We start from the raw sequence: 17,044 nt of genomic DNA, 5'->3' as shown, positions 1-17,044 counted from the left end.
CGGAGCGTGACGGTACGGGGAATGCGACACGTGGTCAAGTGGTCGTGACATTACCGTTGAGGAGCACCGAGGGAGTTATCCCCATTTCGTGAGCCTGATCCGGTGGTCAGTGGGTGCCGGTCATCGGCCCGGTGACCACTGGTAACGTGGCGTGAAGCCCCGGCCCGAGTCCGTCCACGGTCCGGCCGGAGGTGCCCGACATCCTTTAACGACCCGTCCCGTGAGGCGGGGAAGGAGGTCCGCCGTGGCATACCCACCGGCTGCCCGCTCGTCACCACCGCGACAACCCTCGGTGAAGGTGATCCTCGCCAGCGCCGACGTGCAACGCGTGGTCGACCGCATCGCACACCAGATCCTGGAGAAGACCCAGGGCGCCGCCGACACCGTGCTGTTGGGGATTCCCACCCGGGGCACCCCCCTCGCGCGGCGGCTCGCCGCCCGGATCAGCACCTTCGAGGACGTCGCCGTCCCGGTCGGTGTGCTGGACATCACTCTCTACCGTGACGACCTGCGCCGGCACGCCACCCGCGCGGTCGGCCCTACCGAACTGCCGGCCGGGGGCATCGACGGTAAGCGGGTCATCCTCGTCGACGACGTGCTCTTCTCCGGCCGTACCGTCCGGGCCGCGCTGGACGCGCTCAACGACGTGGGCCGTCCGGCGTCCGTGCAGCTCGCGGTCCTGGTCGACCGCGGCCACCGGGAGCTGCCGATCCGAGCCGACTACGTCGGCAAGAACATCCCGACCTCGCTCGCCGAGAGCGTGAAGGTGACGCTCGCCGAGACCGACGGAACGGACGAGGTCAAGCTGTACGGGGGGAACCCTTCATGATCAAGCATCTGCTCTCCGGCGGGGACCTCGACGCCGACACCGCCACCGAGATCCTGGACACCGCCGGCGAGATGGCCACCGTCGCCGGCCGGGAGATCAAGAAGCTGCCCGCGCTGCGCGGCCGGACCGTGGTGAACCTCTTCTACGAGGACTCCACCCGCACCCGGATCTCCTTCGAGGCGGCGGCGAAGCGGCTCAGCGCCGACGTGATCAACTTTTCCGCCAAGGGGTCCAGCGTCGCCAAGGGCGAGAGCCTGAAGGACACCGCGCTGACCCTGCAGGCCATGGGCGCCGACGCGGTGGTCGTCCGGCACCCCGCCTCCGGTGCGCCGCACCGGCTGGCGAACTGGGTGGACGGCTCGGTGGTGAACGCCGGCGACGGCACCCACGAGCACCCCACCCAGGCGCTGCTGGACGCGTACACCATGCGGGCCCGGTTGGGCCGGCTGGCCGGCCTGTCGGTCGCGGTGGTCGGGGACGTGCTGCACTCCCGGGTGGCCCGGTCGAACGTGCTGCTGCTCTCCACCCTCGGCGCCAAGGTCACCCTGGTCGGCCCACCCACGCTGATCCCGGTCGACATCGCGGGCGCGCTGGCGCCGGGCACCAACGTCTCCTACGACCTGGACTCGGTGCTGCCCAGCTCGGACGTGGTGATGATGCTGCGGGTGCAGCGGGAGCGGATGAACGACTCCTACTTCCCCTCCGCGCGCGAGTACGCCCGCCGTTACGGGCTGGACGGGCCGCGGATGCGCCGGCTGCCCGAGCACGCGATCGTCATGCACCCCGGCCCGATGAACCGGGGGATGGAGATCACCCCCGAGGTGGCCGACTCACCCCGCTCCACCATCGTCGAACAGGTCACCAACGGGGTCTCCGTACGGATGGCCGTCCTCTACCTGCTGCTCGGAGGGAACAACCGGTGACCGCGTACCTGATCACCAGCGTGAGCGTCGTCGGCGCCGCACCGACCGACCTGCTGATCCGCGACGGCGTGGTGGCCGAGGTCGGCCCGGGGCTGTCCGCGCCGGACGCCACCGTCATCGACGGCACCGGGCTGGTCGCCCTGCCCGGCCTCGTCGACCTGCACACCCACCTGCGCGAGCCCGGCCGGGAGGACGCCGAGACCGTCGAGTCCGGCTCCCGCGCGGCGGCGCTGGGCGGTTACACCGCGGTCTGCGCGATGGCCAACACCTCGCCGGTCGCGGACACCGCCGGCGTCGTCGAGCAGGTCTGGCGGCTCGGCCGCGAGGCCGGGCTGGTCGACGTGCAGCCGATCGGCGCGGTCACCGTCGGGCTGGCCGGCGAACGCCTCGCCGAGCTGGGCGCGATGGCCGACTCCGCGGCCCGGGTGCGGATCTTCTCCGACGACGGGCACTGCGTCGCCGACCCGAAGCTGATGCGCCGTGCCCTGGAGTACGTCAAGGCGTTCGACGGGATCATCGCCCAGCACGCCGAGGAGCCCCGGCTCACCGAGGGCGCGCAGATGCACGAGGGCGAGGTCTCCACCCGGCTCGGCCTGATCGGCTGGCCGGCGGTCGCCGAGGAGGCCATCATCGCCCGGGACGTGCTGCTCGCCGAGCACGTGGGCAGCCGGCTGCACGTCTGCCACGTCTCCACCGCCGGCAGCGTCGAGGTGCTGCGCCAGGCCAAGGCGCGGGGCGTACGGGTCACCGCCGAGGTCACCCCGCACCACCTGCTGCTCACCGACGAGCGGGCGGAGAGCTACGACCCGGTCTTCAAGGTCAACCCGCCGCTTCGTACGGCCGCGGACATCGCCGCGCTGCGCGCCGCCCTCGCCGACGGGGTGCTCGACGTGATCGCCACCGACCACGCCCCGCACGCCGTGGAGGACAAGGAGTGCGAGTGGGCGTACGCCCGGCCGGGCATGCTCGGCCTGGAGACGGCCCTGTCCATCGCGCTGGAGGTGCTCGGCCCCCGGTGGGACCTGATCGCCGAGCGGATGTCGCGTACCCCGGCCCGGATCGCCGGACTGACCGGGCACGGCATCGACCCGGCACCCGGTGTGCCGGCCAACCTGACCCTGGTCGACCCGTCGGCTCGCCGCACCATCGAGCCGACCGAGCTGGCCAGTCGCAGTCGCAACACCCCGTACGCCCGCATGACGCTGCCGGGTCGCATCGTGGCGACCTTCCTGCGTGGCGAGCCGACGGTCCTGGACGGAAAGGCTGTCAACTAATGGTCAAGCGCAGGCCCGCGATCCTCGTCCTCGAGGACGGGCGCACGTTCCCCGGCGAGGCGTACGGCAGCGTCGGGGAGACCTTCGGCGAGGCGGTCTTCAACACCGGCATGACCGGCTACCAGGAGACCCTCACCGACCCGTCCTACCACCGACAGGTCGTGGTGCAGACCGCCCCGCACATCGGTAACACCGGCGTCAACGGTGAGGACGACGAGTCCGGCCGCATCTGGGTGGCCGGGTACGTGGTCCGCGACCCGGCCCGGATCGGCTCGAACTGGCGGGCCACCGGCAGTCTCGAAGACCGGCTCGCCACCGAGGGTGTGGTCGGCATCAGCGGCGTGGACACCCGGGCACTGACCCGGCACCTGCGCGAGCGGGGCGCGATGCGGGTGGGCATCTCCAGCGTCGACGACGACCCGCGTGGCCTGCTGGCCCGGGTCCGCCAGGCGCCGCAGATGGTCGGCGCGGACCTGTCCGCCGAGGTGACCACCCCGCAGCCGTACGTCGTCGAGGCCGTCGGTGAGCACCGGTTCACCGTGGCCGCGTTGGACCTGGGCATCAAGCGCAACGTGCCGCGCCGACTCGCCGCGCGCGGAGTGACCACGCACGTGCTGCCGGCCTCGTCGAGCATCGAGGACCTGCTCGCCACCGGCGCCGACGCGATCTTCCTCTCGCCCGGCCCGGGCGACCCGGCGACCGCCGACGGGCCGGTGGCGCTGGCCCGGGAGGCCCTGCGGCGGCAGGTGCCGCTGTTCGGCATCTGCTTCGGCAGCCAGATCCTCGGCCGTGCGCTCGGCTTCGGCACCTACAAGCTCGGCTACGGCCACCGGGGGATCAACCAGCCGGTGCTCGACCGGGCCACCGGCAAGGTCGAGGTGACCAGCCACAACCATGGCTTCGCGGTCGACGTGTCGGGCCAGGTGCCCGGCGCGGTGGTCCCCGACCAGGTGATCGACACCGACTTCGGCGGGGTCCAGGTCTCGCACGTCTGCCTCAACGACAACGTGGTCGAGGGGCTGCGGGCCGTGGACGTGCCCGCCTTCACCGTCCAGTACCACCCGGAGGCGGCGGCCGGCCCGCACGACGCGGACTACCTCTTCGACCGCTTCGCGGAACTCATCGAGGGCGGCAAGAATGCCTAAGCGCAATGATCTCAAGCACATCCTGGTGATCGGCTCCGGGCCGATCGTCATCGGGCAGGCCTGCGAGTTCGACTACTCCGGCACCCAGGCGTGCCGGGTGCTGCGCAGCGAGGGGATCCGGGTCAGCCTGGTCAACTCCAACCCGGCGACGATCATGACGGACCCGGAGTTCGCCGACGCCACCTACGTCGAGCCGATCACGCCCGAGTTCGTGGAACTGGTCATCGCCAAGGAGCGCCCGGACGCGATCCTGCCCACCCTCGGCGGGCAGACCGCGCTGAACACCGCGGTCGCCCTGCACGAGGCCGGCGTGCTGGAGAAGTACGGCGTGGAGCTGATCGGCGCGAACATCGACGCGATCAACCGGGGCGAGGACCGCCAGCTGTTCAAGGAGATCGTGGCCAAGGCCGGCGTCCGCCTCGGTGTCCAGGACCCGACCGGCCTGGTGCCGCGCTCGCGGGTCTGCCACTCGATGGACGAGGTCGAGGCGACCGCCGCCGAGCTGGGCCTGCCGGTCGTGATCCGACCGTCGTTCACCATGGGCGGTCTCGGCTCCGGCATGGCGCACACCCCGGAGGACCTGGCCCGCATCGCCGGTGACGGCCTGACCGCCAGCCCGGTGCACGAGGTGCTCATCGAGGAGAGCGTGCTCGGCTGGAAGGAGTACGAGCTCGAACTGATGCGCGACCGGCACGACAACGTGGTGGTGGTCTGCTCGATCGAGAACGTCGACCCGATGGGCGTGCACACCGGCGACAGCGTCACCGTGGCCCCGGCCATGACGCTCACCGACCGGGAGTACCAGCGCCTGCGCGACCTGGGCATCGCGGTGCTGCGCGAGGTCGGGGTGGACACCGGCGGCTGCAACATCCAGTTCGCGGTCAACCCGGCCGACGGGCGCATCGTCGTGATCGAGATGAACCCCCGGGTGTCCCGGTCCTCCGCGCTGGCCTCCAAGGCGACCGGCTTCCCGATTGCCAAGATCGCCGCGAAGCTGGCCATCGGCTACACCCTCGACGAGATCCCCAACGACATCACGTTGAAGACCCCGGCCGCCTTCGAGCCGAGCCTGGACTACGTGGTGGTGAAGATCCCCCGGTTCGCGTTCGAGAAGTTCCCCGGCGCGGACCCGGAACTGACCACCACGATGAAGTCGGTGGGCGAGGCGATGAGCCTCGGGCGCAACTTCGCCGAGGCGCTGAACAAGGCGATGCGCTCGATGGAAACCAAAGAGGCCGGCTTCTGGACCGTGCCGGACCCACGCGGCGCGACCCTGGAGAACACCCTGGCCGCCCTGCGGATCCCGCACGACGGGCGGCTCTACACCGTCGAGCGGGCGCTGCGCCTCGGCGCGTCGATCGCGGACGTCACCGCGGCGTCCGGCGGGATCGACCCGTGGTTCGTGGACCAGATCGCCGCGCTGGTCGAGCTGCGGGCGGAGATCGTGGACGCCCCGGTGCTCGACGCCGACCTGCTGCGGCACGCCAAGCGGGCCGGCCTGTCCGACCGGCAGCTCGCCGCGCTGCGTCCGGAGCTGGCCGCCGAGGACGGCGTACGGACCCTGCGGCACCGGCTGGACGTGCGCCCGGTCTACAAGACCGTGGACACCTGCGCGGCCGAGTTCGAGGCGACCACCCCTTACCACTACTCGACGTACGACTCGGAGACCGAGGTCGTGCCGTCGGACCGGCCGAAGGTGCTGATCCTGGGCTCCGGCCCGAACCGGATCGGGCAGGGCATCGAGTTCGACTACTCCTGCGTGCACGCGGTGCAGGCGCTGCGCGGCGCCGGCTTCGAGACCGTGATGGTCAACTGCAACCCGGAGACCGTCTCCACCGACTACGACACCGCCGACCGGCTCTACTTCGAGCCGCTGACCTTCGAGGACGTGCTGGAGGTCTGGCACGCGGAGGACACCTCCGGCCGGGCGGCCGGCGGACCGGGCGTCGTCGGGGTGGTCGTGCAGCTCGGCGGGCAGACCCCGCTGGGGCTGGCGCAGCGGCTCAAGAACGCTGGCGTACCGGTGGTCGGCACCTCGCCGGAGTCGATCCACCTGGCCGAGGAGCGCGGCGCGTTCGGTTCGGTGCTGGCCCGGGCCGGGCTGCGCGCGCCGGCGCACGGCATGGCGACGTCATACGACGAGGCCAAGGCGATCGCCGACGAGATCGGCTACCCGGTGCTGGTCCGGCCGTCGTACGTGCTGGGCGGGCGCGGCATGGAGATCGTCTACGACGACCCGACGCTGCGGGACTACATCGGTCGGGCCACCGACATCTCCCCGGACCACCCGGTGTTGGTGGACCGGTTCCTGGACGACGCCATCGAGATCGACGTGGACGCGTTGTGCGACGCCGACGGCGAGGTCTACCTGGGCGGGGTGATGGAGCACATCGAGGAGGCCGGCATCCACTCCGGCGACTCGTCCTGCGCCCTGCCGCCGATCACCCTCGCGGGCTCGCACCTGGCCGAGGTACGCCGCTACACCGAGGCGATCGCCCGGGGCGTCGGCGTCCGCGGTCTGCTCAACGTGCAGTACGCGCTCAAGGACGACGTGCTCTACGTACTGGAGGCCAATCCGCGGGCGTCGCGGACCGTTCCGTTCGTCTCCAAGGCGACCGCGGTGCCGCTGGCCAAGGCGGCGGCCCGGATCGCGCTCGGCGCGAGCATCGCCGAGCTGCGTGCCGAGGGCCTGCTGCCGGCGACCGGGGACGGCGGGACGATGCCCGCCGACGCGCCGATCGCGGTCAAGGAGGCGGTGCTGCCGTTCAAGCGCTTCCGTACCCGCTCCGGCAAGGGGATCGACTCGCTGCTTGGGCCGGAGATGAAGTCCACCGGCGAGGTGATGGGCATCGACACCAACTTCGGGCACGCCTTCGCCAAGAGCCAGTCGGCCGCGTACGGCTCGCTGCCGACCGCCGGGAAGATCTTCGTCTCGGTGGCCAACCGGGACAAGCGCGGCATGATCTTCCCGATCAAGCGGCTGGCCGACCTGGGCTTCGAGATCGTGGCGACCACCGGCACCGCCGAGGTGCTGCGTCGGCACGGCATCGCCTGCGAGCAGATCCGCAAGCACTACCAGGCGGGCGAGGGGGACGACGCGGTGTCGCTGATCCTCGGCGGCGACGTGGCACTGGTGATCAACACGCCGCAGGGTTCGGGTGCCAGCGCCCGTTCGGACGGCTACGAGATCCGCAGCGCCGCGGTCACCGGGGACATCCCCTGCATCACCACGGTCCCCGGCGCCGCCGCGGCCGTGATGGGTATCGAGGCGCGTATCCGGGGCGACATGCAGGTCCGCCCGCTGCAGGACCTGCACGCCACCCTGCGGGCCGCCCAGTGACCCTGTTCGAGCGGGTGGTACGGCCGCAGCTGTTCCGGATCGGCGGCGGGGACGCGGAGACGGCACACGAGTGGACGCTGCGGCGGTTGACCGCGCTGTCCCGGCGGCCGGCGGCGCTCGCGGCGCTGCGGGCCCGGTACGCGGTCCACGCGCCGCGCACGGTGTTCGGCGTACGGTTCCCCAACCCGGTCGGGTTGGCGGCCGGGATGGACAAGGACGGGGCGGCGTTGCCGGCCTGGCCGGCGCTCGGCTTCGGCTTCGTCGAGGTCGGTACGGTCACCGCGCACGCCCAGCCGGGCAACCCCCGGCCGCGGTTGTTCCGGCTGCCGGCCAGCGAGGCGGTGGTCAACCGGATGGGCTTCAACAACGCCGGCGCCGCCGCACTGGCCGCCCGGCTGGCGGCGTTGCCGCGCCCGATCGGCGTGCCGTTGGGCATCTCGCTGGGCAAGTCCAAGGTCACGCCGCTGGACGAGGCGGTGCAGGACTACCTCGCCTCGTACCGGGCGCTGCGCGGGCACGGCGACTACTTCGCGGTGAACGTCTCCTCACCGAACACCCCGGGTCTGCGGTCCTTGCAGGACCGGGCGCACCTGGACGCGCTGCTCGCCGCGCTGGTCGGGGAGAAGCCGGTGCTGGTCAAGATCGCGCCTGATCTGACCGAGGCGGCGATCGCCGAGCTGCTGGAGGTCTGCCTGGCGCGCGGCGCGGCCGGGGTGATCGCCACCAACACCACCCTGGCCCGGGACGGGCTCGCCAGCGTCGACGCCGAACGCGGCGCGCAGGCCGGCGGGCTCTCCGGCCGGCCGCTCACCGGCCGGGCCCGCGACGTGGTCGCCTTCGTCCACCGCGAGACCGGCGGCCGACTGCCGATCATCGGAGTCGGCGGGGTACTGGATCCGGACGACGCGGCGCGGATGTTCGACGCCGGCGCCGCCCTGGTACAGCTCTACACCGGCTTCATCTACCGAGGCCCAGCCCTGATCCGCGCCGCAGCCCACACCGCGCCGCCGTCCGCGCCGCCCCACGCCGCGTCCGCGCCGCCCCACGACGCGTCCGCGCCGCCCCACGACGCGTCGATCTAGGGAGAATCGTCGTGATCGGAGATCGAGTGACGACAACTTGCCCTAGATCGACGGGGAGAGGGGTCGCCGCGCTCGATGTGGCGGGGAGAGGGGTCGCGGGGAGCGGTGTGGCGGGGAGCGGGCGGATCGGGAGAGGACGGGTTTGGGCGTGACGCCTGAGGAGATATTGGCGCGGGACCGGGCGCACGTTTGGCATCCGTATGCCGCGATGCCGGCCTCGGGACCGCCCTTTGTGGTGCGCAGTGCGCAGGGCGTACGGCTGCGGCTCGCCGACGGGCGGGATCTGGTGGACGGGATGTCGTCCTGGTGGGCGGCCATCCACGGCTACCGGCACCCGACGTTGGACGCGGCGGTGACCGACCAGCTTGGCCGGATGAGCCACGTGATGTTCGGTGGGCTCACCCACGAGCCCGCGGTCCGGCTCGCCGAGACGCTGGTCGAGTTGGCCCCGGAGGGACTGGAACACGTCTTCCTGGCCGACTCCGGCTCGGTCAGCGTCGAGGTGGCGGTGAAGATGTGCCTGCAGTACCAGCGGGCCATCGGCCGGCCGCAGCGGCGTCGCCTGGCCACCTGGCGGGGCGGCTACCACGGCGACACGTTCCACCCGATGAGCGTCTGTGACCCCGAGGGCGGGATGCACCACCTCTGGGGCGACGTGCTGCCCCGACAGGTCTTCGCCCCGGTCCCGCCGGGCGGATTCGCGGACCCGCCGGACGAGGCGTACGTGGCCGCGTTGGTGGACACGGTCGAGCGGCACGCCGACGAACTGGCCGCGGTGATCGTCGAGCCGGTGGTGCAGGGCGCGGGTGGGATGCGCTTTCACCATCCGGGGTACCTGCGGGTGCTGCGCGAGGTGACCCGGGCCCACGGGGTGCTGCTGATCTTCGACGAGATCGCCACCGGCTTCGGCCGTACCGGCACCATGTTCGCCGCCGAACACGCCGGGGTGAGCCCGGACGTGATGTGCGTGGGCAAGGCGCTCACCGGCGGCTACCTGACCCTGGCGGCGACCCTCTGCACCGCGGAGATCGCCCGGGGCATCTCCGCCGCCGGCGTACTGGCGCACGGGCCCACCTTCATGGGCAACCCGTTGGCCTGCGCGGTGGCCAACGCCTCCATCGGGCTGCTGCGGGCCGGGGACTGGGCGGCGCAGGTGGCCAGGGTCGGCGCAGGCCTGCGCGCCGGTCTGGAGCCGCTGCGCCACGAACCGGGCGTGACCGATGTACGGGTGCTCGGCGCGATCGGCGTGGTGCAGCTCGACCACGAGGTCGATCTCGGCGCGGCCACCGCGGCGGCGGCCGACCGGGGGGTGTGGCTGCGGCCGTTCCGCGACCTGATCTACACGATGCCGCCGTACGTCACCGACGACGCCGACCTGGCCCGGATCGCCGGCGGGGTGGCGGCGGCGGTGCAGGCCGGCTGAGCCCGGTCCAGGGGTACCCGGGCGGATCGCCGTCCGGACGAGGAGAGGGGAAGTACCGGATGGAGAGCTTCGGCACCCGTTTGCACCGGGCCGTCAGCGAGCGTGGTCCGCTCTGCGTGGGCATTGATCCGCATCCCGGTCTGTTGGCCCGCTGGGGCCTCGCCGACGACCTTGCGGGGCTCGAACGGTTCAGCCGGACGGTCGTCGAGGCGCTCGGTGACCGGGTTGCGGTGGTCAAGCCCCAGTCGGCCTTTTTCGAGCGGTTCGGCTCTCGCGGCGTCGCGATCCTTGAGTCAACTATCCGACAGTTACGCGATGCCGGCTCGCTCGTTCTGCTGGACGTCAAGCGCGGCGACATCGGCTCGACGGTCAGCGCGTACGCCTCCGCGTACCTTGATCCATCCAGCCCGCTGTATGTCGATGCGGTGACCGCGAGTCCCTACCTGGGGGTCGGTTCGCTGGCGCCGATGTTCGAGCTGGCGGCCGAACACGGCGGCGGCGTTTTCGTGCTGGCCCTCACGTCCAACCCCGAGGGCGCCGCCGTGCAGCGCGCCCGTACGGCCGACGGGCGCACCGTGGCGCAGACCGTGATCGACGAGATTTCCCAGCTCAACGCGGGTGCGACCCCGCTCGGTAGCTTCGGTCTGGTGGTCGGCGCGACCATCGGCGACACCGGGCACGACCTCTCCGGGGTGGGGGGTCCGCTGCTCGCGCCGGGGCTCGGCGCACAGGGTGCCGGTGCGTCGGATCTGCGTACCGTCTTCGGTCCGAGCCTGGCCGCGGTGCTCCCGTCGTACTCCCGGGAGGTGCTGTCCGCAGGCCCGGACGCCGCCTCCCTGCGGGCCGCCGCGGACCGGGTGCTGGACGAGTGTCGGGCCGTTCTGGCTGCCCGGTGACTGACTGACGGCTCGGTCACTTTGCGGTCATCGCCGCGCGTCCACGTTGCCGAAAGCTCCGTTGACCGCTAGTTTTCCCCGCGCTGGGAACCACGGACCCCTTGGTTCACAGCGACACCACGTTTCACAGATGCGGCGGTGCGCCCCGCCCGTCGCGATAGGGACCTGAGGAGAACTGGTGCCGCTCCCGTCACTGACCCCCGAACAGCGCGCTGCCGCGCTCGAGAAGGCCGCGGAGATCCGCAAGGCCCGTGCCGAGCTGAAGGAGCAGCTCAAGCAGGGCAAGACCACCCTCGGTGCCGTCCTCGAGCGGGCCGAGAGCGACGACGTCGTGGGCAAGCTCAAGGTTTCGGCCGTCCTGCAGGCCATGCCGGGCATCGGCAAGATCCGGGCTACCCAGATCATGGAGAAGCTCAAGATCGCCGACAGCCGTCGCCTGCGCGGCCTGGGCGAGCAGCAGCGCAAGGCACTGCTTGGAGAGTTCGCCGCCAACTGAACCTGGCAGCGTGTAGAAACAAGCAGTGAGCACGGATGACGAGGCGCGCCCGGCGGCTCGGCTCACTGTCCTGGCTGGACCTTCGGGTACCGGCAGGGAGAGTGTCGTCGAGCTTGTCCGGGCGCGTTCTCCGTCCGTCTGGATCCCGGTGCCGGCGACCACTCGCCCGCGCCGGGACGGCGAGATCGACGGGGTCGACCGGGTCTTCCTGGCCCCCGCCGAGTTCGACCGCCGGGTGGCCGCCGGGGAGATGCTGGAGTGGTTCCGGTTCGGCCCGCACTGTCGGGGCATCCCGGAACCGCCGCTGCGCGCCCGGCTCGCCGCCGGAGCGCCGGTGCTGCTCCCGCTCGACGTGCCCGGTGCCGTGCTGGTCCGCGCGCGGCTGCCCGACGCCCGGCTGGTGCTGCTGAGCCCACCCGGGTACCGGCCCGACGCGGCCGTGGCGGCGGCCTTCGGGCACACGCTGACCCACGACCACACCGATCGGGTGGTTACCGAGCTGGTAGGCTTACTCGGTTCTTCTTATCCGGGTCCGGCCTGGTCGCGTCAGCGCGGCTGACGGCCGGCGCCGTTGAGACTCAGCACCGCGTCCGCGCGGCTCGAAAGACGCAGAGGTTAATTCGTGGGATCCATCGCCAACCCCGAAGGCATCACCAACCCGCCGATCGACGAGCTCCTCGAGAAGACGACGTCGAAGTACGCGCTGGTCATCTTCGCGGCCAAGCGTGCGCGCCAGGTCAACGCCTACTACAGCCAGCTCGGTGAGGGCCTCCTGGAGTACGTCGGCCCGCTCGTGGAGACCACCCCGCAGGAGAAGCCCCTCTCGATCGCCATGCGCGAGATCAACGCGGGCCTGCTCACCGCCGAGCCGACCGACCAGCCGTAAGCCCCCGCACGTCGATGTCCGCCGGGATCGTCCTCGGGGTCGGCGGCGGCATCGCCGCCTACAAGGCCTGTGAGCTGCTGCGACTTTTCACCGAATCAGGTCACCGGGTTCGCGTCGTGCCGACCGCGTCGGCGCTCCGCTTCATCGGGGCGCCGACCTGGGCGGCCCTCTCCGGCCAGCCGGTCGCCGACGAGGTCTGGTCCGACGTCCACGAGGTGCCGCACGTCCGGCTCGGCCAGGAGGCCGACCTGGTGGTGGTCGCGCCGACCACGGCCGATCTGCTCGCCAAGGCCGCCCACGGGCTCGCCGACGACCTGCTGACCAACACGCTGCTGACCGCCCGGTGCCCGGTGGTGCTGGCCCCGGCCATGCACACCGAGATGTGGGAGCACCCGGCCACCGTGGCCAACGTCGCCACGCTGCGCGCCCGGGGCGTACGGGTCATCGAGCCCGCCGTCGGGCGGCTCACCGGCGTCGACACCGGCAAGGGGCGGCTGCCCGACCCGGCGGAGATCTTCGCGGTCGCCCGCCGGGCCCTGGCCCGCGGCGGACGTGCTCCCGCCGACCTGGCCGGCCGCCGGGTGGTGGTCACCGCCGGTGGCACCCGCGAGCCGCTGGACCCGGTCCGATTCCTGGGCAACCGCTCCTCCGGCAAGCAGGGCTACGCCTTCGCCCGGTCGGCGGTCGCCCGGGGCGCTCGGGTCACCCTCATCGCGGCCAACGTCTCCCTCGCCGATCCCGCCGGGGTCGACCTGGTCCGGGTCGGCACGACCGGCGAGCTGCGGGAGGCGACGCTGAAGGCCGCCGTCGAGGCCGACGCGGTGGTGATGGCGGCGGCTCCGGCCGATTTCCGGCCCGCGACGTACGCGGCTGGCAAAATCAAGAAGTCGGACGACGGCGTCGCGCCCACCATCGAGCTCGTCACGAACCCGGACATCGCGGCGGAGCTCGGCCAGCGCAAACGACCGGAGCAGGTGCTGGTGGTGTTCGCCGCCGAGACCGGTGACGCCGAGGCCAACGGAAGGGCAAAGCTCGCCCGCAAGCGGGCCGACCTGATCGTGGTCAACGAGGTCGGCCCGGACAAGGTCTTCGGCGCCGACACCAACACGGCGACGGTCATCGGCGCGGACGGCTCGGTCAACCGGTTGCCCGAGCAGGCCAAGGAGGATGTGGCCGACGCCGTCTGGGACCTCGTCGTGGCCCGGTTGGTCGGTCCCTCCTCCTGAGGGGTGGAACGGCGCGACCTATCCCGACATCGGCCGCAGTGGTGACTAGACTGCCGCGGAACGACTTCACACGCTTAGGAGTGCCGTGACACGCCGCCTCTTCACGTCCGAATCGGTCACGGAAGGCCACCCGGACAAGATCGCCGACCAGATCAGCGACGGGATCCTCGACGCCTTGCTCGCCGAGGATCCGCACAGCCGGGTCGCGGTGGAGACCATGATCACCACCGGCCAGGTGCACATCGCCGGTGAGGTCACCACCAAGGCGTACGCCGACATCCCGACGATCGTCCGCCGGACGATCCTCGACATCGGCTACGACTCGTCGAAGAAGGGCTTCGACGGCGCCTCCTGTGGCGTCAGCGTCTCGATCGGTGCCCAGTCCGAGGACATCGCTCAGGGCGTGGACAACGCCTTCGAGCTGCGTACCGGGGCGTCGGAGAGCGCGCTGGACGCGCAGGGCGCCGGGGACCAGGGCATGATGTTCGGCTTCGCCTGCTCGGAGACGCCCGAGCTGATGCCGCTGCCCATCGCGCTGGCGCACCGGCTGGCCCGCCGGCTGGCCGCGGTCCGCAAGGACGGCACCATCCCGTACCTGCGTCCGGACGGCAAGACCCAGGTCACCATCGAGTACGAGGGGCTGCGCCCGGTCCGGCTGAACACCGTGGTCGTGTCCAGCCAGCACGCCGCGGACATCTCGCTGGACTCGCTGCTCACCCCGGACGTGCGCGACCACGTCATCGCGCCGGAGCTGGAGAGCCTCGGCCTGGACACCGACGGCTACCGGCTGCTGGTCAACCCGACCGGGCGGTTCGAGATCGGCGGCCCGATGGGTGACGCCGGGCTGACCGGCCGCAAGATCATCGTCGACACCTACGGCGGGTACGCCCGGCACGGTGGCGGCGCGTTCTCCGGCAAGGACCCGTCGAAGGTGGACCGGTCGGCCGCGTACGCGATGCGTTGGGTCGCCAAGAACGTGGTCGCCGCCGGCCTCGCCGAGCGGTGCGAGGCCCAGGTCGCGTACGCCATCGGCAAGGCGCACCCGGTGAGCCTCTTCATCGAGACGTTCGGCACCGAGACCGTGCCGGTCAGCTCGATCGAGAAGGCCGTGGGCGAGGTGTTCGACCTGCGCCCGGCCGCGATCATCCGGGACCTCAACCTGCTCCGCCCGATCTACCAGCAGACCGCCGCGTACGGCCACTTCGGCCGTGAGTTGCCGGACCTGACCTGGGAGAGCACCGACAAGGCCGCCGACCTCAAGTCGGCCGCGGGAGCCTGACCGGCACCAAGCGCAGCGACCGGCGACCCGCGGATGGGTCGCCGGTCGCGCGCGTCTGCGTGGATGTCCCGCTGGCGCACCTGGACCGGCCCTTCGACTATCTGGTGCCGGCCGAGCTGGACGACGTGGCGGTACCCGGCACCCGGGTGAAGGTGCGCTTCGCCGGCCAGCTCGTCGACGGCTGGCTGCTGGCCCGCGCGGACGACTCCGGGCACACCGGCCGCCTCGCCTACCTGGAGAAGGTGGTGTCGCCGGAGCCGGTGTTGTCGCCCGAGATCGCCCAGTTGGCCCGAGCGGTCGCCGACCGGTACGCGGGCAGCCTCGCCGACGTGCTCCGGCTCGCCGTGCCACCCCGGCACGCCCGGGTCGAGAAGGAGCCGCGCACCGCTCCCACCCCCGCCGGTGCGGAGGCGGTGTTAGAAGGGGGCCCTTCACCTACCGGAGGCGTTAACAAGGAGCCCTTCCTTGTCGAACCGCGCGGGTGGCGGGACTACCCGACCGGGCCAGCCCTGCTGCGCGCCCTCACCGACGGCCGGCCGCCGCGCGCGGTCTGGTCGGCGCTGCCCGGCGAGGACTGGGCGGCCCGCTACGCCGACGCGGTCGCCGCGACCGTCGCCGGGGGGCGCGGCGCGGTCGTCGTGGTGGCCGACGCCCGTGACCTCGACCGGCTGGACGCCGCGCTGACCGGCGTGCTCGGCACGGGCCGGCACGCCACCCTGTCCGCCGCGCTCGGGCCGGCCCGGCGCTACCGTGCGTTCCTCGCCGCCCGACGCGGCGAGGTGCCGGTGGTGATCGGTACCCGGGCGGCGATGTTCGCCCCGGTGGACCGGCTCGGCCTGGTCGCCGTCTGGGACGACGGCGACGACCTGCACTCCGAGCCGCGTGCCCCCTATCCGCACGCCCGGGACGTGCTGCTCACCCGTGCCCGGCTCGCCGAGGCCGGCGCGCTGGTCGGCGGGTACGCCCGGACCGCCGAGGCGCAGCTGCTGGTGGAGACCGGCTGGGCCCGTGAGGTGGTCGCCGACCGGGCGACCGTGCGGGCGCGTACCCCGGCCATCGCGCCGACCGGCGACGACCCGCAGCTGGCCCGCGACCCCGGGGCGGCCACCGCCCGGCTGCCCAGCCTGGCCTGGACGGCCGCCCGCGACGCCGTCCGGGCCGACCTGCCGGTGCTGGTGCAGGTGCCCCGGCGCGGTTACCTGCCCTCGATCTCCTGCGCGGACTGCCGTACCCCGGCCCGTTGCGCGCACTGCGCCGGGCCGCTCGCTCTGCCGTCGGCGGGCGGCACCCCGGCCTGCCGCTGGTGCGGTCGGGTGGCCGCCGCGTACGCCTGCCCGCAGTGCGGTGGGCGGCGCCTGCGGGCCGCGGTGACCGGCGCCCGGCGTACCGCCGAGGAGCTGGGCCGGGCGTTTCCCGGCGTGCCGGTGCGTACCTCCGGGCGGGAGGAGGTGCTGACCGACGTGCCCGGCGGCGCGGCCCTGGTGGTCGCGACCCCGGGCGCCGAGCCGGTCGCCGAGGGCGGCTACGGCGCGGTTTTGCTGCTCGACTCGTGGGCCCTGCTGACCCGGGCCGACCTGCGTGCCGGCGAGGAGGCGCTGCGTCGCTGGCTCGCCGCGGCGGCCCTGGCCCGCCCGGCCCCGACCGGCCGGGTGGTGGTGGTCGCCGACGGCGCGCTCGCCCCGGTGCAGGCGCTGCTGCGCTGGGACGCCGGCTGGTTCGCCGGCCGTGAGTTGGCCGAGCGCCGTGAGTTGGGCTTTCCCCCGGCGGTACGGATGGCCAGCCTCACCGGCCCGGCCGAGGCGGTCGCCGACCTGCTGGCCGCGGCTCGGCTGCCGGACGACGCCGAGGTGCTCGGGCCGGTGCCGGCCGAGGAGGGCCGGGAGCGGATGCTGGTACGGGTGCCCCGGGCCCGGGCCGCCGCGCTCGCCGAGGCTCTGCACTCGGCCGCCGGGGCGCGAGCGGCTCGCAAGGCCGTCGATCCGGTCCGCCTCCAGGTCGATCCGCTGAGCCTGTTCTGAGCCGTGTCGGCCGAGGTGAACGGCCGTCGGACCTGGTCCGCGACGGTGGCCTTCGCACACCGCGTCCGGCAGGGGGCTGACGTCAGGGTGGTAGCATCGCCCGTCATGCCCGGCCGTACGACAGCTCCAGGTCCGACGGCCGCCGCGCCGAGCTGGAGCAGCCGCAGGATGGCGCGACGATGGCCCGAACGCGTCGGTCGGACGCTATGTCGATGATGTCAAACAGC

The 17,044-nt window shown here is 72.5% G+C and carries 14 protein-coding genes; all 14 read left to right on the top strand.

Going from position 1 to position 17,044, the window contains the following annotated elements; all coding sequences use genetic code 11:
- The first annotated feature begins 244 nt into the window (after window positions 1-244).
- Window positions 245-829: a bifunctional pyr operon transcriptional regulator/uracil phosphoribosyltransferase PyrR gene (gene pyrR, locus ACFQGL_RS25715; protein ID WP_377515017.1), complete on the top strand. Its 585-nt coding sequence runs from the start codon at window positions 245-247 to the stop codon at window positions 827-829.
- Window positions 826-1,752, top strand: coding sequence for an aspartate carbamoyltransferase catalytic subunit (locus ACFQGL_RS25710; protein ID WP_377515016.1), 927 nt, complete (start codon window positions 826-828; stop codon window positions 1,750-1,752). Before pyrR ends, ACFQGL_RS25710 begins: the two co-directional genes overlap by 4 nt.
- Window positions 1,749-3,026 carry a dihydroorotase gene (locus ACFQGL_RS25705; RefSeq protein ID WP_377515015.1) on the top strand — a complete coding sequence of 426 codons (1,278 nt, stop codon included), beginning with the start codon at window positions 1,749-1,751 and terminating at the stop codon, window positions 3,024-3,026. The genes ACFQGL_RS25710 and ACFQGL_RS25705 overlap by 4 nt, the downstream gene beginning before the upstream one ends.
- Window positions 3,026-4,171, top strand: coding sequence for a glutamine-hydrolyzing carbamoyl-phosphate synthase small subunit (carA, locus tag ACFQGL_RS25700; RefSeq protein ID WP_377515014.1), 1,146 nt, complete (start codon window positions 3,026-3,028; stop codon window positions 4,169-4,171). The genes ACFQGL_RS25705 and carA overlap by 1 nt, the downstream gene beginning before the upstream one ends.
- Window positions 4,164-7,511 carry a carbamoyl-phosphate synthase large subunit gene (gene carB, locus ACFQGL_RS25695; protein ID WP_377515013.1) on the top strand — a complete coding sequence of 1,116 codons (3,348 nt, stop codon included), beginning with the start codon at window positions 4,164-4,166 and terminating at the stop codon, window positions 7,509-7,511. The genes carA and carB overlap by 8 nt, the downstream gene beginning before the upstream one ends.
- Window positions 7,508-8,593: a quinone-dependent dihydroorotate dehydrogenase gene (locus ACFQGL_RS25690; protein ID WP_377515012.1), complete on the top strand. Its 1,086-nt coding sequence runs from the start codon at window positions 7,508-7,510 to the stop codon at window positions 8,591-8,593. Before carB ends, ACFQGL_RS25690 begins: the two co-directional genes overlap by 4 nt.
- A 148-nt stretch (window positions 8,594-8,741) precedes the next feature.
- On the top strand, window positions 8,742-10,016 hold the full coding sequence (locus ACFQGL_RS25685) for an adenosylmethionine--8-amino-7-oxononanoate transaminase (RefSeq protein WP_377515011.1): 1,275 nt from the start codon (window positions 8,742-8,744) through the stop codon (window positions 10,014-10,016).
- Between the two features lie 59 nt (window positions 10,017-10,075).
- Window positions 10,076-10,912: an orotidine-5'-phosphate decarboxylase gene (gene pyrF, locus ACFQGL_RS25680; protein WP_377515009.1), complete on the top strand. Its 837-nt coding sequence runs from the start codon at window positions 10,076-10,078 to the stop codon at window positions 10,910-10,912.
- 178 nt (window positions 10,913-11,090) lie between these two features.
- A complete protein-coding gene (mihF, locus tag ACFQGL_RS25675; RefSeq protein WP_007458370.1) occupies window positions 11,091-11,408 on the top strand; it encodes an integration host factor, actinobacterial type in 318 nt (105 codons plus the stop codon).
- 25 nt (window positions 11,409-11,433) lie between these two features.
- Window positions 11,434-11,967 (top strand): nucleoside/nucleotide kinase family protein, encoded by a 534-nt coding sequence (locus ACFQGL_RS25670; RefSeq protein ID WP_377515008.1) that lies wholly within the window; start codon window positions 11,434-11,436, stop codon window positions 11,965-11,967.
- Window positions 11,968-12,030: 63 nt separating this feature from the next.
- Window positions 12,031-12,294, top strand: coding sequence for a DNA-directed RNA polymerase subunit omega (gene rpoZ, locus ACFQGL_RS25665; RefSeq protein ID WP_007075826.1), 264 nt, complete (start codon window positions 12,031-12,033; stop codon window positions 12,292-12,294).
- 14 nt (window positions 12,295-12,308) lie between these two features.
- Complete coding sequence (coaBC, locus tag ACFQGL_RS25660) at window positions 12,309-13,520, top strand: bifunctional phosphopantothenoylcysteine decarboxylase/phosphopantothenate--cysteine ligase CoaBC (protein ID WP_377515007.1); 1,212 nt, start codon at window positions 12,309-12,311, stop codon at window positions 13,518-13,520.
- Between the two features lie 85 nt (window positions 13,521-13,605).
- Window positions 13,606-14,799 carry a methionine adenosyltransferase gene (metK, locus tag ACFQGL_RS25655; protein ID WP_377515006.1) on the top strand — a complete coding sequence of 398 codons (1,194 nt, stop codon included), beginning with the start codon at window positions 13,606-13,608 and terminating at the stop codon, window positions 14,797-14,799.
- Window positions 14,800-14,858: 59 nt separating this feature from the next.
- Window positions 14,859-16,817, top strand: a complete 1,959-nt coding sequence (locus ACFQGL_RS25650; protein WP_377515005.1) for a primosomal protein N' — start codon at window positions 14,859-14,861, stop codon at window positions 16,815-16,817.
- The last annotated feature ends 227 nt before the right edge of the window (window positions 16,818-17,044 follow it).

Source organism: Micromonospora vulcania, from assembly GCF_042658605.1.
Lineage (GTDB): Bacteria > Actinomycetota > Actinomycetes > Mycobacteriales > Micromonosporaceae > Micromonospora > Micromonospora vulcania.
Note: the sequence above shows the minus strand (reverse complement) of the source record. Positions and strands in the feature narration are given on the sequence as shown.